Below are 25,806 nucleotides of genomic sequence, written 5' to 3'. Positions count from 1 at the left end.
CCCATGACCGCCACCACGCCCACCGTCGTGCTCGTCCACGGCGCGTTCGCCGACGCCGCGAGCTGGTCCGGCGTCATCGCCGAACTCCAGGGGCACGGCATCCCGGTGCTCGCCCCGCCCAACCCGCTGCGCGGACTCGCCTCCGACGCGGCCTACGTCGCCTCCGTCGCCGCCCAGATCGACGGCCCCGTGATCCTCGTCGGCCACTCCTACGGCGGCGCCCTCATCACGGTCGCCGGTGTCACGGAGAACGTCGTCGGCCTCGTCTACGTCGCCGCCTACGCCCTGGAGGAGGGCGAGAGCCTCGGCGAGCTCCAGGGCCGCTTCCCGCTGTCGCCGCTGGTCGGCAACCTCAAGGAGTGGACCTACCCGACGCCGGAGGGCGGGTCGGCCGTCGAGGTCACCATCACCGAGGACGCCTTCCCGTCGGTGTTCGCCGCCGATGTCCCCGCGGACGTCACCAAGGTCCTCGCCGCGGCCCAACGCCCGCTGGCCGCCGCCGCGTTCGAGGAGAAGGCCATCGCGGCCGCCTGGCAGACCAAGCCGTCCTGGGCGCTGATCGCGGGCGCCGACGAGGCCATCAACCCCGAGGTGGAGCGGTTCGGCGCGAAGCGCGCCGGGGCCACGACCGTCGAACTCGCGGGCGCCTCGCACGCCGTCGCGGTGTCGCAGCCGAAGGAGGTCGCGGACCTGATCCGCGAGGCGGTGCGCGCGACCGCCTGAGACGCACCCCGGTGGACCGCCGCGCGGACGTGCCCCCTGGGGGCGTCCGCGCGGCAGGTGTTTCTACCAGGTCACCGGCAGCTCGTACACCCCGTACACGATCCCGTCGTCCTTGAACGGGATCTCCTCCAGCCCCGCGGCCGGGCGCAGCCCCGGAACGCGGCGGAACAACGTGCCGTACACCACCTGGAGTTCGATGCGGGCCAGCGGCTGGCCCAGACACTGGTGGATGCCGAAACCGAACGCCATGTGGCGGCGGGCGTCGCGGCGCACGTCGAGGCGGCCGGGGTCGGGGAAACGGTCGGGGCTCCAGTTGCCGGTGGCACCCGGGATGATGACGCCCTCCCCGGCGCGGATGCGCTGACCGCCGACCTCCAGGTCCTCCAGCGCCAGCCGCCGCTGACCGCTGTGCACGACCGTCAGATAGCGCAGCAGTTCCTCCACCGCTCCCGCCATGACCTTCGGGTCGTCGGTGTCCCGGACGACCGCCAGCTGCTCCGGGTGTTCCAGCAGCGCCAGCACTCCGAGGGAGATCATGTTGGCGGTGGTCTCGTGCCCGGCGCCCAGCAGCAACTGGCCCAGCATCGCGGCCTCGTGCCGGGTGAGGTCGCCGTCCCGCATCCGTGCGGCGAGGTCGGACAGCAGGTCGTCGGCGGGCGCGGCGAGCTTCACGTCGAGCAGGCCGTCCAGGTACTCGTAGAGGGCGATGCTGGCGGCGCGGGTTTCCTCGACCGTCGAGTTCCGGCTCACTCCGACCTTGCTGTGCCTCTGGAAGAAGTCGTGGTCCTCGTAGGGCACGCCCAGCAGTTCGCAGATCACCAGCGAGGGCAGCGGCAGCGCGAGCGCGTCCACCAGGTCGACCGGCTGAGGCCCGGCCAGCATGGTGTCGATCAGGTCGTCCGTGATGCGCTGGACCGCGGGCCGCAGTGCCTCCATCCGCTTGATGGTGAAGGGCCCGGTGACCATCCGCCGGATCCGGGCGTGATCGGGGTCGTCCATGTTCAGGAAGGACGGCGGGGTCTTCCCCGCGATCTCCTTGAAGCCACGGCTCAGGTAGGGGAACCCGGCCCGCGTGACGTCGACGCTGAGCCGCGCGTCGCCGTACAGGGCGCGCTGGTCGTCGTAGCGGGTGACGAGCCAGTGCTCACTGCCGTCCCACAGACGGACCTTGGCCACCGGCCGCTCGTCGTGCAGGCGCATCATCTCCGGGGGCGGCGCGAACGGGCAGGCCGCGTCGCGGGGCATCGGGAACTCGGGGACGGACTCGGACGGGTCGTGCGCAAGGATGGGGGTCATGGCACTCCTGGTGGGGGGAACGTCCGGCGCCATGGAACCGCAGCCGCCTGACAGCCCGCCGTCAGAAACCTGACGGCGGGCTGTACGTGACCCACGTCACGGCCGCCGCCCGCTCCGTGCCCGTCCCACGAGATCGCCGGCCGCCCCCGGCCACTCCGGGTGGTCGAAGGCGAAGCCCGCGGCGAGCAGCCGGCCGGGGACGACCCGGCGGCTCTTCAGCAGCAGTTCGGTGTCCGAGCGCAGCGCGAGGGCGCCGATCTCCGCCATCCACTTCGTCGCCGGCAGCCCCACCGGGACGCCCCACGCGGAGCGCAGCGCGCGCATGAGGGCGCGCTGGGGGAGGGGCGCGGGGGCGGCGAGGTTGACCGGCCCGGCGAGGTCGTCGCGCGCCACGAGGAACTCCACCGCGCGCACGAAGTCCTGGTCGTGGATCCAGGAGACGTACTGCGCCCCGCCCGCGACCGGGCCGCCGAGGCCCAGCCGGGCCAGCCGCGACAGGACGTCGAACACGCCGCCCCGGTCCGGGCTCATCACCATCGCGGAGCGCAGCGCCACCTTGCGGGTGCGCGGAGTGTCGGCCTTCTCCAGCTCCCGCTCCCAGGCCGTGGCGATGTCGACGCTGTAGCTCCAGTACTCCGGCACGTCCGGTTCGGACCCGCCGATGATTCCGGTGTCCTCGTCGTTCGGGGCGTCGAAGCGGTGGGCGTAGACGGTCGCCGTGCTCATCTGGAGCCAGACCTTCGGCGGCCGTACGGCGGCGGAGATCGCCTCGCCCACCACCCGCGCCGACTCCACCCGGGAGTCCATCATGGCCTTGAGGTTGTCGGCGGTGTAGCGGCAGCTGACGCTGCGGCCCGCCAGGTTGATCACGACGTCGCTGCCGTCGAGTTCCCCGGCCCAGTCGCCCGGGGTCCTGCCGTCCCAGGCGACCTCGTGCGCCCCCGACGGGCGGCGGCTGAGTACGACGACATCGTGTCCGGCGGCCGTCAAGGACCGCCGCAACACATTACCGACCTGCCCGGTCCCCCCGGGCAACACGACCTTCACGAGCAGGCTCCCCTCGCCGTCGTCAGGGAGCCTACTCTCATTTGAACGTGTTCAAAACTCTGTCGCCGTCGTGGTCTACCAGCAGGGCTTGAACGAGCTGATGCGGTCGTTGGCCCCGTCCACGAGGACGCCGGCGGCGGAGTGCGCGGGGATCCACATCAGCATGTCTCCCCCGTAGTCCGCGTTCTGGTAGAAACAGATGTCCCGGTCTGTCCTGTTGACGATGGAGCTCGTCCGGTCGTTCATGTAGTCACCGACGTTGGCGCGGTACGGATCCGTCTGACCGATCCAGCGTCCCGTGAAGTTGACGTTCTGGAAAATGCACACCATGGCCGCAGGGCAGTCACTCTCGGCGGCGCTCGCCGAGGGCGCCATGGCCAGCGTGCCGCCGGCCAGGGCGGCCGTCATCACCGCGGGTACGGCAGCTCGTCGGATGAGTCGCTTGAACGTCACGGGTTCAGCCCTTCCTTCAGGATCGTTCCTCGAAGGAAGGGAAACACTGCTCGATTGCTCAACTGTTGTCCAGCGAGGCGGACTTCACGCCAAATGGACCTCCAGCGCCGCCCGTACGCCCGACTCCACCGCCCCCTCGATCCACGACGGCTTGACCGAGGTGTGGTCGCCCGCGAAGTGCAGCGGGCCCTCCGGGGTGCGGATCGCCGTCAGCAGCTCGGTGTGCTGGCCGGGCAGCAGCACGGACGCCTCGCCGTACGCGTAGGGGTCGCGCAGCCAGCTCTGGGTGCGCCCGGCGCCCGTGTAGAAGACCTCGATCCGCCGGCCGTAGACCTGCTGGAGCCCGCGCAGGGCGTGCGGGTAGCGGGCGTCGTCGTCGAGGGAGTCCCAGCGGGAGGCGTCGTCGGCCCAGCTGTAGGAGGCGAGGACGACACCGCCCTTGCTGCCCTCGACCGGATGGGACGGGTTGATCATGAACCGGTTGGAGTTGTCGGAGACCGAGCCCCCGCCGACGATGTGCGCCGCCTCGGGCTGGTCGCGGCCGGACCAGAAGGCGGCGGCGTAGTGCACCCGCTGACCGGCGGTGATGTGCCCCGGCGGCACGGACGGGTGCGCGCCCAGCAGGCTCCCGTCCGCCGGCGCCCTCCCGGCCCGGTAGTCCTCGTACAACCCCGGCCGTACGGCGTCGAGTTCGCGCTTCCAGTCCGCCTCGGTGAACTCCCACCACCGCCGGGAGAACTCCAGCAGCACCTTGGTCGCGCTGTCGTAGTGCAGCTCCGCGACCGCCCGCCGCTTCCTGTACGACATCAGCGGGCTGACCTGGACCTGTCGCAGCCCCGAGAAGGGCACCGTGACGATCGCCAGGTCGGCGGTGAACTGCTCGCGCACCACCGTGCCGTCACGGCCCTCCGAGACGGTGTCGACCCAGACGTGCGGTCCGTCCGCGCGGACGCGGGAGGTGTCGTCGGAGCCGTGCCGCCGCGGTGACCAGTACTCGATGCGCGTGGCCCGCCGGTCGAGGCGCAGCACGTCGGAGACCTCCTCCAGCAGCGCGTCCGCGAGCGTCGCAGTGCCGCCGACCAGCTCCCAGAACTCGGTGTCCGGGCTGATGAGGGAGGCACTGATGAAGCTGTGGATGAAGGAGAGGGGCAGCCGGGAGGTGAGGTTCTCCAGGGTGCCGATCAGGTCGATCGTGCGCTCGTCGAGGCCGGCCTCCTCGGTCAGGAACCGGTACATCGACCAGTCGCCGTACTTCTGCACGACCCGCGCCCACCCCCGCACCCGCTCCGGCAGCGGCTTGTCGACCCGCTTCCCGTCGGCGCCGAGCGTGCTGAACTCGTCGCGCACCGGGTCCAGGGCCTGGCGCAGGATCGTCCCGGAGGGGGTGTCCCAGTACCGGCGGGGGACACCGAAGGAGCGGTTGATCCGGCGCGGTGACCTCGCGTACGCGGAGCGGCGCACCCGGACGCCGTTGACGTGCAGCCAGGCGTTGTTGACGGGCCGGCCGTCCGCGTCGACGTCCACGAGATGGAACCGGCGCTTCCTGACGCCGAGTCGGCCGATCAGGCTCATCACCAGCGGATGGCTGCCCGGGATGCGCATCGCGCCCGCCTCCGCGTACTGCAGCGGATCGGCGAAGGCCCGGGCGGAGTGTTCGTGCCCGCCCGTACGGAACGTCTTGACGCGGCCGCCGACGCGGTTGCCGTTGGCCTCCATGAGCGTGACCTCGTGCCCGGCCCGCTTCAGCAGCCAGGCGGACACCAGGCCGGCCGGCCCCGCGCCGACCACCAGGATCTTCTTCGCGGTCCCCGTCCCGGTGCGGGGCAGGCCCTCGTCCAGGACCTTGAGGTAGCCCGGCACCAGCGGCCGGTCGTCTTCGTCGACCACCAGCAGGGCGCGGGCGACGGCCAGGCAGGTCGCCCAGTCGGCGGTGGACCTGGTCGAGGTCCGCTCGGGGAGGGCCGTGGCGGGGGCGGCGGCGGAGAGCGCCGCGGCGGCCCCGGCGGTGCCCGCCGTGAACCGCCGACGGGAGAGCCGGCCGGGTTCGACGGAAGCGTGGGAATTGTCCATATGCCCTGGATAGGGGGCGCGTGGGGGGCCTTCGCCGCGGTCGTCCGGATCATCACCTGAACGTGTAGGCGCGTCACGGTGGCCGTGCAACCAGTCTGCGCGTGTCGGGGGTTTGGGCGGGGCGCCCCGGTTATCAGGTCAAGCGTCCCGGACTCTTGACTCGGTCGGCGTCTGTCGCGATCCTCGACCCACTATCTTGCGTCGGTCATGACAATCTCATGGGCAGTCAAAACGCCCTCGTCGACCGCGCCTTCCCGCCGACCGAGGGACGTGGGCCGTGACCATGACCGGACGCCCTGACCGCAGACGCCGAGACGTCACACTCGTCTCGCTGCTCCTCCTCGTGCTCGCCACGATCCTCGGCCCCACGCCGAACTCGGCGGCCGCCACGGACTGGTGGACGCCGACCGCGAGGCCCACCCCCGACTCCCAGGTCGACGTCACCGGTGCGCCGTTCACCGGCACCGACTCGGTGGGCGACGTGCGCGGATTCGTCGACGCGCACAACCACCTGTTCTCCAACGAGGCCTTCGGCGGGCGGCTGATCTGCGGCAAGGTGTTCTCCGACGCCGGGGTCGCCGACGCCCTGAAGGACTGTCCCGAGCACTACCCCGACGGCACCCTCGCGCTGTTCGACTACATCACCCACGGCGGTGACGGCAAGCACGACCCCGTGGGCTGGCCCACCTTCACCGACTGGCCGGCCTACGACTCCATGACCCACCAGGCGAACTACTACGCCTGGATCGAGCGGGCCTGGCGCGGCGGACAGCGGGTGCTCGTGAACGACCTCGTCACCAACGGCATGATCTGCTCCATCTACCCCTTCAAGGACCGCAGTTGTGACGAGATGACCTCGATCCGGCTGCAGGCGAAGCTGACGTACGACCTCCAGGCGTACATCGACAAGATGTACGGCGGCACCGGCAAGGGCTGGTTCCGGATCGTCACCGACAGCGCGCAGGCCCGCGAGGTCATCAAGGCGGGCAAGCTGGCCGTCGTCCTCGGTGTGGAGACCTCCGAACCGTTCGGCTGCAAGCAGATCCTCGACATCGGACAGTGCAGCAAGGCGGACATCGACAAGGGGCTGGACGAGCTGTACGCGCTGGGCGTGCGCAGCATGTTCCTGTGCCACAAGTTCGACAACGCGCTGTGCGGCGTCCGCTTCGACGAGGGCGGCCTCGGCACGGCCATCAACGTCGGTCAGTTCCTGTCCACCGGCACCTTCTGGCAGACCGAGAAGTGCACCACCGCGATGCACGACAACCCCATCGGCACCGCCGCCTCCGACGCCGAGGACGACCTGCCGGCGGGCACCGAGGTCCCCTCCTACGACGACGACGCCCAGTGCAACACCCGAGGACTCACCGACCTCGGCGAGTACGCCGTGCGCGGCATGATGAAGCGCAAGATGATGCTGGAGATCGACCACATGAGCGTCAAGGCCGTCGGCCAGGCGCTGGACATCTTCGAGGCCGCGGACTACCCCGGCGTCATCTCCTCGCACAGCTGGATGGACCTGAACTGGACCGAGCGGGTCTACTCCCTCGGCGGCTTCGCCGCCCAGTACATGCACGGCTCCGAGGACTTCGTCAGCGAGGCCGGGCGCACCGAGGCGCTGCGCGACAAGTACGGCGTCGGATACGGATTCGGCACCGACTTCAACGGCATCGGCGACCACCCCGCCCCGCGCGGAGCAGACGCCGCGAACAAGGTGACGTACCCCTTCAAGAGCGTCGACGGCGGCTCGGTGATCGACAAACAGACCGTCGGCCGGCGCACCTTCGACTTCAACACGGACGGCGGCGCCAACGTCGGCCTCATCCCCGACTGGATCGAGGACATCCGGCTCGTCGGCGGCCAGGACGTGGTGGACGACCTCTTCCGGGGCGCCGAGTCCTACCTCGACACCTGGGGCGCCACCGAGCAGCACCAGGCCTCGGTGAACCTCGCGAGCGGCAGGACGGCCACGGCCAGTTCGTCCGAGTCCAACCCGTTCACCAGCTACCAGCCCGGCCGGGCCGTCGACGGCGACGACTCCACCCGCTGGGCCAGCGACTGGAGCGACGACCAGTACTGGCAGGTCGACCTGGGCTCCACCAACCTGGTCTCCCGCGTCACCCTCGACTGGGAACGCGCATACGGGAAGTCGTATCGCATCGAACTCTCCACCGACGGCAGCACCTGGACGACCGCCTGGTCCACCACCTCCGGCGACGGCGGCCTGGACACGGCCAGGTTCACCGGCACACCGGCACGCTACGTCCGCGTCCACGGCCTCGACCGCGGCACGGACTGGGGATACTCGCTGTACGAGGTGGGCGTGCACAGCGCCTAGCCGGAGGTCACGACACTCGGGGGACACGGATGGCACGCATGCCGTCGGCTCAGCGGCGCAGACAGCTGACGGAGGCGGCGATCAGGGCGATGGCCCGGGACGGCGTCCCCAAGACGACCACCCGGTCCATCTGCGCCGAGGCCGGCGTGTCCCTGAGCGTCTTCCACTACTGCTTCGACTCCAAGCAGGCCCTCGTCGAGTCCGTGATCACGACGCTCACCGGCCACTCGGTGAGCGTCGTGAAGGACGCGCTACGGCCCAGGGCCACCCTCGAGGAGACGGTCCGGGCCGGATTCCAGGCGTACTGGGACCATGTCCGCGCCCACCCCGACGAGCACATGCTGACCTACGAACTCACCCAGTACGCGCTGCGCGAGCCCGGCTTCGAGCATCTGGCGCGCCGGCAGTACGAGTTGTACGAGGAGGCGTACGCCGAGCTGATCGGGGACCTGTGCCGGGGCATGGACCTCCGGCTCGGTGTCCCCGTCCCCGTGCTCGCCCGCTACCTCGCCGCCATGACCGACGGCCTGACCCTCAACTACCTGGTCCTGGGGGACGCCGCCGCCTGGACGGACATCCTGGACACCGTCACCGCACACATCGCCGGGCTGGTGAGGGTCAGCGGCGCCTGACGTCCGCGGCCAGGGCCTTGAACTCCGCCCACTGGACGGCGGGTCGGGACAGACCCCGCCGCTCCAGATAGCGGGCGGTGGCGCTGTTCGTACGGCGCAGCACCCGGAAGGCGTCACCGGGGCGCCCGGAGCCCATCGGCTCCACGACCCGGTCGGGGACCAGCAGCCAGGACCGCCCCGATCTCCTCAACTCACCGCGCACCAAGGCGTTGTGCATGTCGTTGAGCTTCTCGTCGTGCCGGTGCACCAGCAGGGAGGCGGGGCCGGGCGCGGCGGCGCAGTCGGCGGGGACGTCGACGGCGAAGCCGCCGTCCGCAGGGACCGGCCGGGTGCGCGCGAGCACGGGCGCCCCGGAGGCGTCCCGGGCGGCGAGCACCGCACTCGGGTGACGGGCCAGCTGCGCGGCGCCGGGGAGCGTGCTCGGGCGGGGCGGCCCGGCACGCCCACCGGCCGGCTCCCGGACGATCACCTCCTCCGGGGTGACCGTGATCAGCAGCCGCAGGTAGTACCAGGCCATCATGCGGCGCAGCGGCACGGAGACGTACGCCCTGCTGTGCGGCTGCCGTGCGAACAGCATCCGCCAGTAGTCCTCGGCGCCCTCGGGACCGGTCCTGATCTCGTCCGGGCACTCGGCGCGGCCGCCCACGAAGATCTGCGGGGCCGGGTCGAGGCCGCTGCCGGTGGGGTCGGAGAACAGCAGGGCGACCCGGCCGTCCCGGCGGATGTTCAGCGCCTTCTGTGCGAACGCCAGGGACGTGGACAGCAGCAGGGTGCCGTCCGGGCGGCGCCACACCGCCGTGGGCCAGACCAGCGGGGTGCCGTCCTTGGCGAGGGTGACGAACTCGCAGGTGCGGTAGGCGTCCAGGACGTCGAGCGGGGCGGAGTCGAGCGGGGACATGGTTCTACTCACCGTCCAGCGGACCGCGGATCGCCCGGCACGCGGCGGCGTACTGGCGCCGCCCGACGACCGCCCACAGCAGCCGGCCCGCCAGCGGGGCCCTGCCCAGGAAGTAGGCCCGCTCCTCGGGCGTGGCCTCCTCCAGGATGGCCCCGAGAGCGATGAACAGCCTGTTCTTCGGGATCCGCTCCAGACCGCGCGTGCCGACCACGTCCCACTCCGCCACGGTCAGATGCCCGGCGACCAGCGGAAGCACCAACCGCTCCTCGTCGTCGAGGTGTTCGAGCAGCGCGGCGCGGTGCGCTTCCAGGGCCAGCGCCAGTTCCTCCCCGGCGATACGGTCCGCCGCCCTCTCCCAGGCGGGAGTCCACTCCTCGACCGCCTCCAGCGTGCGGTCGATGCGCCGGTGCTGCTCCTCCATCCGGGAGACCAGCTCGTCGTCCCGCGCGGCACGAGCGTGCAGCAGCGGCCAGACCAGCTCGTCCTCCAGGGCGTGATGGTGGTGCAACCCGCCGACGTACTCGCGCAGATGCGCCGCGACCTGCGCCGCGCGGGCCGCCCCGCCCTCGGGGACCGCGCGCACCAGGCGGGGCAGGAGCGCCGACTCGCGGCGGAAGACACGGTGGACCACGACCATCTCGTGGGTGTACGGCCGCTCGGCCGGGGGACGTTCGTCAGTCGTACTGCTGGGGGACACGCTCGGGAACTCCAACGCTCAAGGACCGGCAACAGCCACCCAGGATCCGCGCGCCGCTTGGCGGTCGCTTGGGATCCGCTTGGCGACCCGCACCGGGGCAACCGGGCCCCGTTTATCGTCCGTTGACGGCACGGAACCACGGCTCGGGTAGATTCCCGCGGCGTGCTGCGTATACGAGTCCTGGGTCCGCTGGGCGCCGAGGTCGGGGGCGGACCCGTCGACCTGGGCGCGCCACGGCAGCGCGCCGTGCTGTCGCTGCTGACGGCGGCGCGCGGCAGCGTCGTCCCCGTGGACCGGATGACCGACGCGCTGTGGCGCGGGGAACCGCCCGCGAAGGCCACGGTGTCCCTGCACACCTATGTCTCGCATCTGCGCCGCTCGCTGGAGCCCGGACGGCCGCCCCGCACCCCGGCGGCCGTCCTGGTCACCGCCCCTCCCGGCTACGCCCTGCGGCTGTCCCCGGACGCCGTGGACGCCTGGCGGTTCGAGGCGGCGGTGGGCCGCGCCCGCCGTGCCCCGGCCGAGGAGGCCCGTGCCCTGCTCGCCGAGGCCCTCGGCTGGTGGCAGGGGCCCGCCTTCGCCGAGCACGCGGACGAGACCTGGGCCGCGCCGGAGGTGGCCCGGCTGACGGAACTGCGCACCGAGGCCGGCGAACTCGCCGTGGCCGCCGACCTGCGCACCGGCCGCGCCGCCGAGGCGGTGCCGGCGGCCGAAGTCCTCGTCGGACAGAGCCCGTTGCGGGAGGAGGGCTGGCGGCTGCTGGCCCTGGCCCACTGGGCCCGCGGCCGCCAGGCCGACGCGCTCTCCACCCTGCGCCGGGCGGCCCGGACCCTCCGCGAGGAACTGGGCTGCGACCCGGGCCCGGCCCTCAAGGAACTGGAACGGGCCGTACTCGCCCAGAGACTCGACGTACTGCGGTCCTTCGTCCCCGCACCGACGCCCACTGGTTCGGCCGTGGCGACGCAGACGCCGGCGCCGGCGCCCGTCAGTCCCGTCCGGCGCCGGGCCGGTCTCTTCGTCGGCCGTACCGGTGAGCTGCGCGCACTGGACTCCGCGGCGCGGGCCGCCCGGGACGGGGGCGGGACGGTGCTGGTCACCGGGGAGGCGGGGGCCGGGAAGTCGGCGCTGCTCGACCGGCTCGCCGGGCTGCTGCGGGCCGACGGGTGGACGGTGGTGGTCGGACGGTGCCCCGAGTACGAGGGCGCGCCGCCCGCCTGGGCCTGGGTGGAGGCCCTCGGCGCGCTCGCCCGGGACCTTCCGCCGGCCCCCTCCGGAGACCTCGCCGTTCTGCTGCGCGAGCCGGACGGCGTGGCCGCCGCCACCCGTGACGCGACGACGCGGGAGGCTGCGACCCGCGACGACGCGCCTCGTCACGACACGACCCGTGACCAGGCGACCGCCGGACGCTTCCGGATGCACCGCGCGTTCGCCGGCTGGCTGCGCGCGGCGGCCGGTGCCGCCCCGCTCGCCGTGGTCATCGAGGACCTGCACCGCGCCGACGGCGAGACCCTCGCCCTGCTGGAGGCGGCCGCAGAGGTCACGGGCGTGCCCCTGCTCACCGTCGCGAGCTACCGGCCCGCCGAGACCGGGGAGCAGCTCGGCAAGACCCTCGCCCAGCTCGCCCCCGGCGCCCCGCACCGCGTCGCGCTGCGCGGGCTGCCGCCGGCCGACGTCGCCACCGTGGTCGACGCCGTCTGCGGCGAGCCCGTCGACGCCACGACCGTGGCCGCCCTCGCCGAGCGCACCGGCGGCAACCCCTTCTACGTGCTGGAGAGCGCCCGGCTGCTCGCCAGCGAAGGCGCCCTGGTCGCCGTGTCCGAGGTGCCGCAGGGCGTCCGGGACGTGCTGCGCAGACGGCTGGCCCTGCTGCCCGACGGCGCCCGGGCCGCCGTCAGGCTCACCGCGGTCGTCGGCCTCGAGGCCGAGGTGGCGCTGCTGCTCGACGCGGCCGACGCCGACGAGGACGAGGTGCTGGAGGGACTCGACGCCGCCCTCGCCGCCGACCTGCTCACCGAGCCGGGCCCCGGCCGGGTGCGGTTCGTGCACGCGCTCGTCCGCGACACCGTGTACACCGACCTCTCCGGCGTACGGCGCGGCCGGCTGCACGGCCGTATCGCCCGCGTGCTGCGCCGCCACCGCCCCGACGACCTCGCCGCCCTCGCCCACCACTTCGCCTGCTCCGGCAGCGCCGTCGACGCGCCGCTCGCCGTCGACTACGCCCTGCGCGCCGCAGAGGCCGCCGAGCGGCGCTACGCCCACGACGTCGCCGTGGACCTGATCCGGCAGGCGATCGAGGTGCACACGGCCGCCGTGCCCGACCCGTACGGGCGGCCGGAGGAGACCGTCGGGCTGCTGGTGCGGCTGCTCGGGGCGCAGGTCAGGGCCGGGTCCACGGACGCGGCGCAGGGTACCCGGCAGCGGGCCGTCGAACTGGCCGAACAGGCCGGCCGGGGCGACCTGGTCGCCGCGGTCTACGGCGCGTGGACCGAGCCCTCCCCGTGGCGCAGCCGGCTGGAGGGCCCCTACGACCGTGCCGCGCTGGCCCGGCTGGAGGTGTTGGCCGCCGATTCCGGGCTGGACGACCCCACCCGCGCCCGGGTGCTCCAGGTGCTCGTCGACGCCGTGGCCGCCGAGGACGCCCCCCGGGCCCTGGACGCGGCCCGCTCCCAGCTCGCGCTCGCCCGCGCGGGCGGCGAACCGCGGCTGCTGGCCGCCGCGCTGATGACGTCCGCCAAGCTGCTGCCGCACGAGGAGCAGGGCGCCGACCGCACCCCGCTCGTGGCCGAGCTGCGCGACCTCGCCCGGACGCACGACCTGCCCGCCTACCGCTGGATCTGCGAGCACCTCGACGGCATGACCGCCGCCGCCCGCAACGACCCCGAGGCCCTGAACCGGCACACCGCCGAAGGGCTGGCCCTCGCCCGCCGCTACCGGATGCTCTGGGCACAGGGCCTGGGCGCCGCGACCTCCGCCATGCTGGCCACCGTCACCGGCCGCTTCGACGCCGCCGAGGCCGGATACGCGCAGGCCGACGGGCTGCTGAAGCGGGTCGGGGCGCACCACGCCACGGGCCTGCGGACCCTCGGGCTGATCACCGTCCGGTTCGCCCAGGGACGCACCGCGGAGATCGAACGGATCATCCGCGCGGTGCACGAGTTCGCGGGGCCGTCCGTGGGCGTTCTGCTCGCGCTCGCCCTGACCCGCCTCGGCCGGCACGACGAGGCGCGCGCCGTGCACTTCCCGCCGGAACCGGTCACCGACCACCTCTACGGCATCGAACTCGACGTCCGCTCCCAGCTCGCCGTCCTCCAGGACGACCACACCACCGCGGCCGCGCTGATCGGGCATCTGCGGCCCCTCCGGGAGCAGCTCGCGGGCGCCGCCGGCGCCGCCTACGCGACCCGCCCGCTCGCCCACGCCCTCGGCGACCTGTACCGGCTCCTCGGCGAGGACCGGGCCGCCGCCGAGCACTACGCGCTGGCCGTCCGCACTGCCCGCGCCTGGGGCTCGCCCCACCTCACCGCCGCCGCCCACCGGGCCGCGGCCGACCTGACGGAGACGAACTCCCGCCGCCGGACCTTCGCCACGTAGGCCCCTCCCGAAGCCGCCTTGCCCGGCGGGGACGCCCGGCGCACGCTGGTCGTATGGGTGCGCAGGACGGTCCCACTCTCATCACGTCCGTGCAGCGGGCCTTCAGGCTGCTGGAGGCGGTGAGCGCGCACGACAACGGCGCGCCGGCCAAGCTACTGGCGCGGGAGACCGGTCTGCCCCTGGCCACCGCCTACCACCTGCTGCGCACGCTGGTCCACGACGGCTACGTGCGCAAACTGGAGGACGGCGGGTTCGTCCTCGGTGACAAGCTGCGCACCGTGCACACCGCGGGCCGGGGGCAGGTGCTGCTCAGCCGGGTCCGGCCGACGCTGACCGCGCTGCGGGACGAGCTCGCGACCGCCGCCTACCTCACCTTCTACGAGGAGGGCGAGATCCGGGTCGCCGAGATCGTCGACGGCCCCCGGGCGCCGCGGGTCGACCTCTGGGTGGGCTTCGAGGACGCCGGGCACGCCACCGCGCTGGGCAAGTCCGTGCTGCGGGAGCTGGACGACGAGGCCCGCAAGGACTACCTCTCCCGTCACCACCTCGCCGACCTCACCCCGAGGACCATCACCAGCCCCCCGGAACTGCTGCGGCAGCTGGAGTCCTCACCCGTGGCCCCGGCCGTCACCGACCTGGAGGAGTACGCCCTCGGCACGGTCTGCGTCGCCGTCCCCGTCCACAGCGGCGACACCCTCGGCTCGCTCGGCGTGTCCCTGCCCGCCGACAAGCTCTCCCGGCTGCCGGAGATCCGCGCCCGGCTGCTCCCGACGGCGAGCCGCGTGACCAGGGGCCTGTCGCTCACTATCTGAAATCCCGCTCCTTGTGGCGCCCGGGCCGGACCCGCTTTCCTGAGGTAAACGGACATTCGGCACACAGGTGAGGATTGCGGACGCGATATGAACCAGGCCCGACACCGTGGCGGCGGCCACCGGCCGGCACACCTGTTCAGGCATGTGGTGGCAGGACCGGCGCTGCCCCTGCTGATCGTTCTCGTCGTGGCCCTCGTCGACCTCCACGGCGGCGCCGGGATGATCGTGCTGCCCCTGCTCGCGGCCGGTCCCGCGCTGGCCGCCACCACCAACGGACCGCGCGGTGTCCTCTGCGTCGGACTCCTCGCGGCCGTGTCCGGCGCCCTGCTCGGCATCCGGCACGGGGTCCCCGCCCGGGACCTGGCGGGAGTCATGTCCGCCCTGGGCGCCGTGACGCTGGCGAGCGGCCTGGCCGGCATGCTGCGGGGGCGCCGGGAACGGGTCCTCGCGGCCGTCCGCTCCGTGGCGGAGGCCGCCCAGCACGCCCTGCTCACACCCGTACCGGAAACCGTCGGCCCCTTCCAGGCGGCCGTCCGCTACAGCGCCGCCGCGGCCGAGGCCCGGATCGGCGGGGACCTCTACGCCCTGGTGAACACGCCGTACGGGGTGCGGGTGATCGTCGGCGACGTGCGCGGCAAGGGACTGCCCGCCGTCGGGACCGCCGCCCTGGTGCTCGGCGTCTTCCGCGAGGCCGCCTACGACGAGCCCGACCTCCTCGCCGTCGTCGACCGGATCGAGCGCAGTCTCGCGCGCAACCTCGGCCCCGACGACTTCGTGACCGCCGTGGTCGCCGGGTATCCGGGGGCCGGCCGGCTGGAGGTCGTGAACTGCGGACACGCCCCTCCGCTGCTGGTCCGCGCGGCCGGCGAGGTCGTCGCGGTGGAGCCCGTCCGTCCCGCCCCGCCCCTCGGCCTGCGCGCCCTCACGGACGAGACGCCCGGCCGCCACGAGCTGTCCTTCGCCGACGGCGACCAACTGCTCCTCTACACCGACGGGGTGACCGAGGCCCGCGACCACGACCGCGCGTTCTACCCGCTCGCCGAGGGCCTCGCCCGCCATCTGTCCGACGAGCCCGCCCGTACCCTCGACGCCCTCCACGACGAACTGCTCGCGCACGTGGGCGGCCGGCTCCACGACGACGCGGCGCTGCTGCTCCTCCGCAAGCCGCCGGCCGCCGCCGAGGTCGTTCACCAACTCACCTCTCCCAGGCTGCTGTTGGGGGAACGGGCTGTGTGACGGCTGTGACGGCTGTTGCAGACTGGGCGCATGACACGCATGAGGAAGTTCGCCGCTCTGCTGGCCGCCTCGGCCGCGTTGCTCGCGACACCCCCCACCGCCTCGGCCACCCCCACGACCCGCGTCCCCCACGGCATCTTCGCGCGGGAGACCTTCGACCGCCTGCCCCTCGGCCCGGTCACCGCCGCCCACGGCTGGACCGCCGACACCTCGAACGGCTCGCTGACCGTCGTCCCCGGCAGCGACGGCCACGGCCGCGAACTGCGGCTGCGCACGGAGGGCAACGGCCGCGCCTTCCTCGTCCTGTCCGGCCTCGCCCCCGCCGGCAACAGTCTCTGGGCCCGGCTGCGGCTGCGCGTCGACGCGTTCCCCACCGCCCCCGACTGGGCGCACTGGACGATCGCCGAGGCCTCCGGCTCCGACGCCCCCACCCTCGTACGCCCGCTGGGCGGCCAGTACGTCCCCACGGCGCGGGCGAATTTCTGGGGCGTCGGCTCGGACCTCGGACCCACCGGCGACTGGACCGCCTGGCAGACCTCCGCCCCCGCCACCGCCGGCACCTGGCAGTGCGCGGAGTTCCATCTCGACGCGACCGACAACCGCGTCACCGTCTACCTGAACGGCGCCGAGCGCCCCGAACTGACCGTCTCCACCACGCGGCACGGCGGCACGCCGGACGACTTCGTCTTCCCCGCCTTCGACCGGCTCAAGCTGGGCTGGCAGCTGTACCAGGCCGACCCCACGCCGTCCTCCTACGAGATGCGCATGGACGACGTGGCGCTGGGCAGCCGGCGGGTCGGGGGGTGCGCCGCATGACGCGGGGACTGTCGCGCAGGGTGGTCCTGGGCGGGATGGCGGGCGGGTTCGCCGCGCTGACCGTGGGTACGGCCGCCGCTGCCGCACGAGGCGGGGAGCCGTATCTGCCGCTGCCCGTCGGGGACGGCGGCGGTCCGGCCGGAACCGACCGGGTGCACGTGCTCAAGGTCGGCCCGGACACGGCCCGCACCGTCCTGGTGCTCGTCCCCGGCATGTTCGGCGCCGCGAACGACTTCCGGCTGCTCGCCCGCGACCTCGTCGCGGCCCTGCCCGGCATCCAGGTGTGGGCGTTCGACCGGCGCGAGGAGAACCTCGCCGACCGCTCGGGCTTCACCGGCGCCGACCCGGCCGGCTACTACCTGGACGGCCACTACCGCTCGCAGGACCCCGCCGCCTCCGCCTTCGCCGCGGACTGGGGCCTCGCCCGCACGGTCGCGGACCTGGACACGGTCGTCAAGGCCGCCGCGCACGGCGGACGGCGCCGGGTGGTGCTCGGCGGCCACTCGTGGGGCGCCACGACCGCGATGGCCTACGCCGCCTGGGACTTCGACGGCCGCCCCGGGTACCGGGACCTCGCCGCTCTGGTGCTGGTCGACGGCGGGGTGCGCGGCGCCTTCGACGGCACCGGGCAACCGGTGGCGAACTCGCCGGAGGAGGTGCGCGAGCGGCTCGCGGCGATCGACGGCGGGGCGGTGTTCGACCTGACCCTGAGCGCCGTCGGACTGGGCGCCCGCCCGGAGAGCACCCAGATCTGGTACCAGCTCGCGGGCTGGTACGCCCACCGGGACCCGGACGGCCCCTCGGTCCTGCAGCCCCGCATGCCCGACGCGCTGCGGCCGCCGGTGCCGGTCACCAACGCCGCGCTCCTCGGCACCCTGGTGGACACCGGCTTCGGCTGGCCGAACGACATCAGCGTGCACTCCGGGCACCTCACCGACGGCGGCGGGGTGCACGGCTGGACCGACACCGGCATCACGCCCATCGGCCGGGTCGCCGAGGCGTACGCGGGCGGGCCCGTGCCGGCCGTGTGGGAGTGGTACTGGCCGGCGCGGCTGTCGGTGGACCTCGACGTCACCGACCCCTACGCCGACACCGGCCTGGCCCGCTCGCTCGGCCTGCGACTGCTGCACGCCGGGGACCTGGACACCCCGCTGTACGCCTTCCAGACGAGCTATGCCGAGGGGACCGTCGTCTCGGCCGCCCGCGAGGTCGTGGCCGGCTCCCGCATCCCGTACGCGACCTACGAGACGGACGGCGGGATGAACCACCTCGACCCGCTGTTCGCCGCACCGGCGCACAACACCCTCACCCGCACCCTCGCGCCGTTCCTCGCCCGGCTGCGCTGACCCGTCAGGCGGTTCCCGGCCGGCCCGGCACCGGCACATGCATCAGGTCCGTCCCCAGCAGCGTGCGGCCGCCGTAGCCGTGGTGGCGCGCGCTCTCGCGCAGCAGGCGGCGCCAGCGCGCGTCGGAGACGGCGGCCGGGTCGCCGGGGCCGAGGTGGGTGGCCACCAGTGTGCGGGCGTCCGCCTCGGCGGCGATCCGGCCGAGCTCGGCCACGTCGGTGTGGGTGGTGAGGATGTGGTCGATGAGGGCTTGCGGCAGGCCCAGACCCGCCAGCCCGGCGGGGTGGAGGGCCTCGTGGACCAGGACGTCGGCGTTGCGGGCGAGCGTGATGACGTTGGGGGTGAGGGCGGTGTCGCCGGAGAAGACGACGCTCCCGTGGCCGGTGTCGAAGCGGTAGGCGTAGGCGGGGAACACCGCGCCGTGCGGGACCAGCACGGCGGTCACTCTGACGTGGTCGTCCTCCATGACGGTGAAGGGCCGCATGGCGGGTGCGGTGTCCGTCGCGGACGCGGCGACCCCGGCCGGGGGCAGCACGTCGTGGACGTCCAGCAGCGTCGCCGGGTCGACACCGGCGTGCTCGGTCATGAAGAACGTGGGGGAGGCGGCGTAGGCCTGCCCGGCAAGCTTCGACATGGCGACGGTGCCCGGTACGGGACCCGGCGCGCCCGCCACGGTGGAGGAGACGCCCGCGGGGCCGGGGCCGTACACGGCGACCGGTTGCCGGAACCCCTGTGCGCCGGCCGCACCCGCGCACAGCAGGGGGAAGGAGTAGTAGTCGACGACGTGATCGGCGTGGAGGTGGGTGAGGAAGATGCCGGCGAGCGAGGGCAGCGACAGTCCCGCCCGCAGGTACTGGGTGACCGCTCCGCGTCCGCAGTCGACGACGTACGTCCTGCCGTCCACGACGAGGGCGGACGAGATGCCGTACCGGTTCGCCAGCGGCGGCGGACCGCCGTTGGTGCCCAGGAGCACGAGCGACAGGGGCCCGTCGGAGGCGACCGCGGGTGTCGCCGCCGCGGCCGGGGTCGCACCTTGCAGGAGGGCGGCGGAGGCGACGGCGGACGAGGCCAGGGCGCCCAGCACCGTTCTGCGGCTGGTGCGCCCGGGCTCCGGCGGCGACGCGGCGGACGTGTCCCTGAGCGACGGTTCGTTCTCTGCGGTGCTGCACATGGCGGGGCGGCTCCTCTGCGGTGGGGAGGACATGACGACGGCGGCAGCGTCCTCGCGCGGCCCGCTGCGGCCCCGATCACTGGGCGGAAGCCTGCACCCCACCGCGCACACCCGGGGAGAGCGCGGCGCGCAACCTGAGGTGACGTGTTGGCCGTGCCGGTGAGCCGGCCGAGGCCCCGTGCCGTCAGGGACCGATCACCGGGATCGGGTTCTCCTTGAACCACCTGGTGAGGAACGCGAGCAGGGTGACGGTCTTGCGCGGCACGGTCTGGCCCGGACCGTAGACCGCGTACAGCGGGCGGTCGGGCACGGGCACACCGGGAAGCTGGGCCCGCAGGGCGCCGGAGACGAGATCGTCGTAGGCCGAGCGCTGGGGGAGCAGGGCGATGCCCCGGCCCCGCACGGCGGCCTTCTGCAGGGCGAGGTAGGAGTTGGAGGAGAACACCACGTTGCGGATCTTGTGCAGCGTGGACGTGGGGCCGTACCCGAGACGCCAGACGGGCTCGTTGACGTGCACCAGACAGTCGTGCGCGGCCAGTTCGTCGGGGCGGGTGAGGGGACCGTGCCGTGCGACGTACTCCTCGGACGCGCACAGGGTGAAGGGGAGCGACGCGATCTTCTTGAGGTGCACCCGGGAGTCCCGCAGGTCCCTGGTGTGCAGGGCCACGTCGAATCCGCCGTCCAGGAAGTCGTACGTGCGCTCCGAGAGCCCGCCCAGCTCGAACCGTACGGCGATCTTCGGGTGTGCGGCGGCGAAGGCGGCGATCGCGTCCCCGACGTCGAGGCTCCCGATCCACTTGGGGCAGACGACGCTCAGCGGACCCTCCGCCCGGTCGTGCTGCTGCGCGATCTCGGCCTCCTCCGTCTCCACCTCGGCGAGGATGCGGGCGGCGAACTCGGAGTAGCGCAGGCCGGGTTCGGTCAGGCTGACCGAACGGGACGTGCGGTTGACCAGCCGGACACCGAGCTGCCGCTCCAGCTCGGCGACGTGACGGGAGACGAGCGAGCCCGACGAGCCCAGCGCTCGGGCGGCTCCGCTGAAACTGCCGTGCTGCGCGACGGTGACGAAGCTGCGCATCAGGAGCATGCGGTCCATGGAGATCCTTGCGAGGTGCGGCGACTCTGCCACTCGAACTGCTGCTCAAGAGGCTACTTAAACGTTCTAGCAGCCGACGCTAACAGAGACCTCCCGGATCGCGCGAGAGGTGAGAAGTGAGGCCGCGGTCACGGGCCCGGGACGGGCCCCGGGACCCGTGAGCGGGCGTATCAGACCGACGCCGCCCGCTCCAGCCGGACGATCACGCTCTTCGAAGTCGGCGTGTTGCTGATGTCCGCGACGCTGTCCAGCGGCACCAGGACATTGGTCTCCGGGTAGTACGCGGCGGCCGAACCCGGGGGAGTGGGGTAGCCGACGACCCGGAAGCCGGCGGCCCGCCGCTCGGCGCCGTCGGACCAGACACCGACCAGGTCGACGAGAGCGCCGTCCGCGAGTCCGAGTTCGGTGAGGTCGGCCGGGTTCACGAGCACCACGCGCCGGCCGCCCTTGATGCCCCGGTAGCGGTCGTCCATCGCGTACGGAACGGTGTTCCACTGGTCGTGCGACCGCAGGGTCTGCAGGACCAGATGCCCCTTGGGCGCCTCCAGCACGGTGAAGTCGTTGACGCTGAAGACGGCCTTGCCGCTCGGCGTGCGGAACACCCGGGAGTTGACCGGGTTCGGCAGCCGGAAACCGCCGGGCCGCCGGACCCGCTCGTTGAAGTCCTCGAACCCCTCGACGACCCGGGCGATGCGGTCGCGGACGAGGTCGTAGTCGGCCTCGAAGTCCGCCCAGGGGATGTCCGGTTCGCCGCCGAGCACCTTGCGGGCGAGGCGGGTGATGATGGACACCTCGCTCAACAGGTGCGCGGATGCCGGGTCGAGCCGGCCACGCGTGGCGTGCACCTCGCTCATGGAGTCCTCGACCGTCATGAACTGCTCGCCGCCCGACTGGACGTCACGGTCGCTGCGGCCGAGCGTCGGCAGGATCAGCGCCGTACGTCCGCACACCGTGTGGGACCGGTTGAGCTTGGTCGAGATGTGCGCGGTCAGCCGGCAGCCCCGCATCGCGCGCTCGGTGACCTCGCTGTCGGACATCGCCCGGACGAAGTTGCCCGCGACCCCGAGGAACAGCTTGGCCCGCCCGTCGCGCATGGCCCGGATGGAGTCGACGGAGTCCAGCCCGTGCGCCGTGGGCGCGGTGAACGCGAACTCCCGTCCCAGCCGGTCCAGGAACGGCTGGGGCATCCGCTCCCAGATGCCCATGGTGCGGTCGCCCTGGACGTTGCTGTGCCCGCGCACCGGGCAGACCCCCGCGCCGGGCCGGCCGATGTTGCCGCGCAGCAGCAGGAAGTTGACGACCTCCCTGATCGTGGGCACGCCGTGCTTGTGCTGGGTCAGGCCCATGGCCCAGCAGACGATCACGCTGCGGCTGTTCACGACCCGCTCGTGGACCTGCTCGATCTCGTCCCGGGTCAGTCCCGTGGCCCGCAGGACCTCGGCCCACGACGTTTCGCGGATGTGGTCGGCGAAGGCGTCGTAGCCGGTGGTGTGCGCCTCGATGAACTCACGGTCGAGGACCGTGCCCGGCTCCTTGTCCTCCGCCTCCAGCAGCAGCAGGTTCAGCGCCTGGAACAGCGCGAGGTCGCCCCCGGGCCGGATCTGCAGGAACTGGTCGGCGATCTGTGTGCCGCGGCCGATCACGCCCCGCGCCTTCTGCGGATGCCTGAAGCGCAGCAGCCCCGCCTCGGGCAGCGGATTGACCGCGACGACGCTGCCGCCGCGGCGCTTGGTCTCCTCCAGCGCGGACAGCATCCGCGGATGGTTGGTGCCGGGGTTCTGCCCGACGACGAAGACCAGGTCGGCGTCGTAGAGGTCGTCGAGTCCGACGCTGCCCTTGCCGATGCCCAGGGTCTCGTTCAGCGCCGAACCGCTGGACTCGTGGCACATGTTGGAGCAGTCCGGCAGGTTGTTGGTGCCGAAGGCCCGCGCGAACAGCTGGAGCAGGAACGCCGGCTCGTTCGCCAGCCGGCCGGAGGTGTAGAACAGCGCCTCGTCCGGGTGATCCAGGGCGCGCAGCTCGCCTGCGAGCAGGTCCAGCGCCTCGTCCCAGCCGACCGGCTCGTAGTGGGTCGCGCCCTCCCACAGCACCATCGGCTCGGTCAGCCGGCCCTGCTGGTTGAGCCAGTGGTCGGTCCTGCGGCTCAGTTCTTCGACTGAGTACCGCCGGAAGAAGTCCGCGGTCACCCGCCGGGAGGTGGCCTCGTCGCCGATGTGCTTGGCGCCGTTCTCGCAGTACTCGTTGCGATGCCGGTGGCCGGGCGCCGGCTCGGGCCAGGCGCAGCCCGGGCAGTCGAAGCCCTTCGGCTGGTTGATGCTCAGCAGGGTCAGCGCGGTCCGCTTCGGCGAGGTCTGGCCCAGGGCGTACCTCAGGGCGTGGACGACCGCGGGAGCGCCGGTGGCCCACGTCTTGGGGGCCGTCACCGACAGCTCTTCCTCATCCGGTCCGCCGGCATCCCGCATCGAACCTCACGCCCTCTCTCCGCACGTCCGCACCCACTGTTCGCCGGTGCTCCGAGCCAGGTCAAAGCGGAAACAGCTATCGCGTGATCGGCGGTACCGATCAGACAGGCGCGGCACCGGTGCCGGGCACGGCGACGCGGTGGATCATTGAGGCGTGCTGCTCCGCCAACTCGAGTACCTCGTCGCCCTCGCCCGCGCCCGTCACTTCGCGAAGGCGGCGCAGGCCTGCTACGTCTCCCAGCCGGCCCTGTCCGAGGGCATCCGCAAGCTGGAGGACGAACTCGGCATCCCCCTCGTCCAGCGGGGACGCAGGTTCGACGGCCTCACCCCCGAGGGCGAGCGCGTCGTCCTGTGGGCGCAGCGCATCCTCGCCGACCGCGACGCCATGCAGGGCGAGATCCAGGCACTGCGGGCCGGACTGACCGGCCGCCTGCGCATCGGGACCGTGCCGACCGCGACCACGGCGGTCGCGCTGCTGACCCAGCCGTTCTGCGCCGCCAACCCGCTCGCCACCGTCCAGGTCTTCGCCGACCTCCAGGCCGAGGACATCGTCCGCCGCCTGCGGACGTACGAGCTCGACGCCGCCGTGACCTACCAGAGCTCAGTCGCGGCACACGACTTCAAGTTCGTCCCCCTCTACCGGGAACGCTATGTCCTGCTGACCCAGCGTCCCGGTCCCGACTCCGGCCCCGCCGAGATCTCCTGGGAAGAGGCCGCCCGGTACCCCCTGTGTCTGCTGCACCCCGGGATGCAGGGCCGCCAGGTGCTCGACGCGGTGTTCGAGGCGGTGGGACTCTCCGTGACCCCACGCGTGGAGACCGACTCGATCGCCTCCCTCTTCGCGCAGGTCAGAGCCGGTCAGTGGGCGAGCGTCGTGCCGCACGCCTGGCTGCACGTCTTCGGCGTCCCCGCGGGCATGCACGCCGTCCCCCTGGTCCGTCCGCTGCGCACGGAGCGCATCGGCCTGGTGCTCCCCGCGCGGGATCCGGTCTCCGTGATCGGCCAGGCGCTGATCGACGTGGTCGACCGGTCCGGCGTCGCCGCGACGCTGGACCGGCTGCCGGAGTAGCCCCGGGGGGACGAACCCCGGTCCCGCGCAACCGGCCTGATCCCGCCGCTTCGTTGTCGTTCCGTTATCGGCCGGGCCAGATTCGATCACAATGCGACTGCACTCTCGATGACCATGATCGCTCACCACGCAGAGCGGTCTCGCTCCGGAGGCGCACCCGCTGCCCGCCCGCGGCCGGTGTCCGGCGCGGAACGGCGCGACCTTCACGCGCCTCCGGAGCTCTGTGGTTCCTGACGGCGATCCGCCCGGACACGTGGCCGCGGGCCCTGTCCCGGTCAGCGGAAAGCGCGCAGCGGCACCGGTACCGCGACCCGACACTGAGGGCACCCTGCCGCCCGGGACGCGCGGCACAGGCGAAGGATCAGCCACCAGGAGGTGTGCGGCGTGACGCATGAAGTGGTCGGCCGTGTCGAGGAGCTGGGTGCCGAACTGGCCGCACTCGCCGACGAGAACGAGTCACTCGGCAAGCTCAGCGACCGGACCGTCGGACTGCTCCGTTCCGCCGGGGTCATCCGGCTGTTGCAGCCCAAGGAGTTCGGGGGGTTCGGCGCCCACCCCCGGGACTTCGCGGAAGCGGTGATGGCGGTCGCGCGGCACGACGGGGCCGCGGGCTGGGTGTGCGGCGTCGTAGGGGTGCACCCGTGGGAGCTGGCGCAGATGGATCCCCGGCTCGCCCACGAGGTCTGGGACGACGATCCGGACACCTGGATCGCCTCGCCGTACATGCCGAACGGTATCGCCGAACCGGTGGACGGCGGCTATGTCCTCAGCGGACGCTGGCCGTTCTCCTCGGGCAGCGACCACTGCCGCTGGGACTTCCTCGGCGCGCTGCTGGGGGACGGCAAGGGCAGGCCCGCCGGCCCCATCACCGTGCTGCATGTCGTTCTGCCACGGTCGGACTACGAGATCGTCGACGGCACGTGGGACGTGATCGGGCTGTCGGGGACCGGCAGCAAGGATGTCGTCGTGGACAAGGCGTTCATCCCCGAGCACCGGGTGATCCGGCAGGAATCGGTCCAGGAGGGCACGGCCGCGGAGGCCGTCGGACTCACCGACACCCTGTACCGGCTGCCGTTCAGTTCGATGTTCCCGCTCGGGATCACCGCGGCTGTCGTCGGTATCTGTGAGGGTGCGCTCGCGGTGCATCTGGCGCAGCAGCGTGACCGGGTGGCGGTGACCGGGGTTCAGGTGCGTGACGATCCGTATGTGCTGTATGCGGCCGGTGAGGCGGCGGCGGAGATCGCTGCGTCGCGGGTGCAGCTGATCGATGGGATCAGCCGGTTGTACGACCAGGTGGAGGCGGGTGAGCGGGTCACGCTGGAGGACCGGGCGGATGTGCGGCGCAATCAGGTGCGGTGTGCCTGGCGGGCGGTCTCCGCGCTGGATGAGATCTTCGCGCGGTCCGGTGGCAACGCGATCCGGCGGGGCAATCCGATGCAGCGGTTCTGGCGGGACGCGCATGTGGGTCTGCAGCACATGATCCATGTGCCCGGCTCGGCCTATCACGCGAACGCGCTGGCCCGGATGGGGCTGGAACTGCCAGAGTCGATGCGCATCCTGATCTGAGGGGCCGGATGGGCGGCAGCTCGGGTGCCCCGAGGACGCGAACGGCGGGCGACGGTTCCACGACGTCCTGGGCGGTCGAGACCTGTGTGTTTCCGGTGATTTGAGTGTACTGAAATAGGATCCCTTGCGGGAGAGGCATGCGCGATAGGCCCTATGTCAGCTGATTGTCAGCCAGTTCAGGCGAAACCGTCTGGTGATTTCGCATGCTGAATCATTGACTGGACCGGTCGGTACAGCTAACTTCGGCCTCATCCGCGGGTCGGGTTCTGGCGCGAACGACGAGGTTCGAAAGAGGTACCGCCTGTGTTCAGGGAATTTGTGGTGTCCGGTGATTCGCACATCATCGAGCCGGTCGATCTGTTCAAGACCCGGCTGCCGAAGGGTCTTCGTGAGCGGGCTCTGTGGGAGGAGGAGTTCACGCTCGAGGAGCCGATCGTGGAGGGTGGGCACACGGAGTTCAAGAAGCTGCACACGATCGGTTATGACG

19 protein-coding genes are annotated in these 25,806 nt (G+C 72.5%); 10 read left to right on the top strand and 9 right to left on the bottom strand.

Going from position 1 to position 25,806, the window contains the following annotated elements; all coding sequences use genetic code 11:
* The first annotated feature begins 3 nt into the window (after positions 1–3).
* Complete coding sequence (locus ABT057_RS04760) at positions 4–723, top strand: alpha/beta fold hydrolase (protein ID WP_352341001.1); 720 nt, start codon at positions 4–6, stop codon at positions 721–723.
* Between the two features lie 63 nt (positions 724–786).
* Here ABT057_RS04760 and ABT057_RS04755 read toward each other — a convergent pair whose 3' ends face one another.
* The 4 genes from ABT057_RS04755 to lgoX all read right to left on the bottom strand — a co-directional run bounded on the left by ABT057_RS04755 (position 787) and on the right by lgoX (position 5,589).
* Entirely contained in the window at positions 787–2,019 is a 1,233-nt protein-coding gene (locus tag ABT057_RS04755; RefSeq protein WP_352341000.1) for a cytochrome P450, read from the bottom strand.
* 96 nt (positions 2,020–2,115) lie between these two features.
* On the bottom strand, positions 2,116–3,066 hold the full coding sequence (locus ABT057_RS04750; protein ID WP_352340999.1) for an epimerase: 951 nt from the start codon (positions 3,064–3,066) through the stop codon (positions 2,116–2,118).
* A gap of 75 nt (positions 3,067–3,141) precedes the next feature.
* Positions 3,142–3,519 carry a peptidase inhibitor family I36 protein gene (locus ABT057_RS04745; protein WP_352340998.1) on the bottom strand — a complete coding sequence of 126 codons (378 nt, stop codon included), beginning with the start codon at positions 3,517–3,519 and terminating at the stop codon, positions 3,142–3,144.
* 84 nt (positions 3,520–3,603) lie between these two features.
* Positions 3,604–5,589 (bottom strand): L-glutamate oxidase LgoX, encoded by a 1,986-nt coding sequence (gene lgoX, locus ABT057_RS04740; RefSeq protein WP_352340997.1) that lies wholly within the window; start codon positions 5,587–5,589, stop codon positions 3,604–3,606.
* A 283-nt stretch (positions 5,590–5,872) separates the two neighbouring features.
* Here lgoX and ABT057_RS04735 point away from each other — a divergent pair, with 283 nt between their 5' ends.
* Together ABT057_RS04735 and ABT057_RS04730 are read left to right on the top strand one after the other, a co-directional pair.
* Positions 5,873–7,927, top strand: coding sequence for a galactose-binding domain-containing protein (locus ABT057_RS04735; RefSeq protein ID WP_352340996.1), 2,055 nt, complete (start codon positions 5,873–5,875; stop codon positions 7,925–7,927).
* Positions 7,928–7,956: 29 nt separating this feature from the next.
* On the top strand, positions 7,957–8,559 hold the full coding sequence (locus ABT057_RS04730; protein WP_352340995.1) for a TetR/AcrR family transcriptional regulator: 603 nt from the start codon (positions 7,957–7,959) through the stop codon (positions 8,557–8,559).
* On the opposite strand, the gene ABT057_RS04725 is transcribed toward ABT057_RS04730, so the two are convergent.
* Both ABT057_RS04725 and ABT057_RS04720 read right to left on the bottom strand, forming a co-directional pair.
* A complete protein-coding gene (locus tag ABT057_RS04725) occupies positions 8,546–9,457 on the bottom strand; it encodes a pyridoxamine 5'-phosphate oxidase family protein (RefSeq protein WP_352340994.1) in 912 nt (303 codons plus the stop codon). The genes ABT057_RS04730 and ABT057_RS04725 overlap by 14 nt on opposite strands.
* Positions 9,458–9,461: 4 nt before the next feature.
* The gene (locus ABT057_RS04720) at positions 9,462–10,154 is read right to left on the bottom strand and encodes a hemerythrin domain-containing protein (protein ID WP_352340993.1); all 693 of its coding nucleotides are present in this window, start codon (positions 10,152–10,154) and stop codon (positions 9,462–9,464) included.
* 162 nt (positions 10,155–10,316) lie between these two features.
* On the opposite strand from ABT057_RS04720, the gene ABT057_RS04715 reads away from it, so the two are divergent.
* The 5 genes from ABT057_RS04715 (at position 10,317) to ABT057_RS04695 (ending at position 17,955) form a co-directional block, all read left to right on the top strand.
* On the top strand, positions 10,317–13,745 hold the full coding sequence (locus ABT057_RS04715) for an ATP-binding protein (protein WP_352340992.1): 3,429 nt from the start codon (positions 10,317–10,319) through the stop codon (positions 13,743–13,745).
* 53 nt (positions 13,746–13,798) lie between these two features.
* On the top strand, positions 13,799–14,557 hold the full coding sequence (locus tag ABT057_RS04710; protein WP_352340991.1) for an IclR family transcriptional regulator: 759 nt from the start codon (positions 13,799–13,801) through the stop codon (positions 14,555–14,557).
* 87 nt (positions 14,558–14,644) lie between these two features.
* A complete protein-coding gene (locus ABT057_RS04705; RefSeq protein ID WP_352340990.1) occupies positions 14,645–15,793 on the top strand; it encodes a PP2C family protein-serine/threonine phosphatase in 1,149 nt (382 codons plus the stop codon).
* Positions 15,794–15,823: 30 nt separating this feature from the next.
* Positions 15,824–16,609 carry a LamG-like jellyroll fold domain-containing protein gene (locus tag ABT057_RS04700; RefSeq protein WP_352340989.1) on the top strand — a complete coding sequence of 262 codons (786 nt, stop codon included), beginning with the start codon at positions 15,824–15,826 and terminating at the stop codon, positions 16,607–16,609.
* A complete protein-coding gene (locus ABT057_RS04695) occupies positions 16,606–17,955 on the top strand; it encodes an alpha/beta hydrolase (protein WP_352340988.1) in 1,350 nt (449 codons plus the stop codon). Before ABT057_RS04700 ends, ABT057_RS04695 begins: the two co-directional genes overlap by 4 nt.
* A gap of 4 nt (positions 17,956–17,959) precedes the next feature.
* Here the strand turns inward: ABT057_RS04695 and ABT057_RS04690 are convergent, their stop codons facing one another.
* The 3 genes from ABT057_RS04690 to ABT057_RS04680 form a co-directional block, all read right to left on the bottom strand.
* Entirely contained in the window at positions 17,960–19,126 is a 1,167-nt protein-coding gene (locus ABT057_RS04690; protein ID WP_352340987.1) for an MBL fold metallo-hydrolase, read from the bottom strand.
* 184 nt (positions 19,127–19,310) lie between these two features.
* Positions 19,311–20,222 carry a LysR family transcriptional regulator gene (locus tag ABT057_RS04685; protein WP_352340986.1) on the bottom strand — a complete coding sequence of 304 codons (912 nt, stop codon included), beginning with the start codon at positions 20,220–20,222 and terminating at the stop codon, positions 19,311–19,313.
* A 170-nt stretch (positions 20,223–20,392) separates the two neighbouring features.
* The gene (locus ABT057_RS04680) at positions 20,393–22,684 is read right to left on the bottom strand and encodes an FdhF/YdeP family oxidoreductase (RefSeq protein WP_352340985.1); all 2,292 of its coding nucleotides are present in this window, start codon (positions 22,682–22,684) and stop codon (positions 20,393–20,395) included.
* A gap of 154 nt (positions 22,685–22,838) precedes the next feature.
* On the opposite strand from ABT057_RS04680, the gene ABT057_RS04675 reads away from it, so the two are divergent.
* Positions 22,839–23,753 (top strand): LysR family transcriptional regulator, encoded by a 915-nt coding sequence (locus tag ABT057_RS04675; RefSeq protein ID WP_352340984.1) that lies wholly within the window; start codon positions 22,839–22,841, stop codon positions 23,751–23,753.
* Positions 23,754–24,137: 384 nt separating this feature from the next.
* Entirely contained in the window at positions 24,138–25,319 is a 1,182-nt protein-coding gene (locus tag ABT057_RS04670; RefSeq protein ID WP_352340983.1) for an acyl-CoA dehydrogenase family protein, read from the top strand.
* Positions 25,320–25,806 lie beyond the last annotated feature (487 nt).

The sequence above is a fragment of the Streptomyces sp. NPDC002588 genome (assembly GCF_040295925.1).
Lineage (GTDB): Bacteria > Actinomycetota > Actinomycetes > Streptomycetales > Streptomycetaceae > Streptomyces.
Note: the sequence above shows the minus strand (reverse complement) of the source record. Positions and strands in the feature narration are given on the sequence as shown.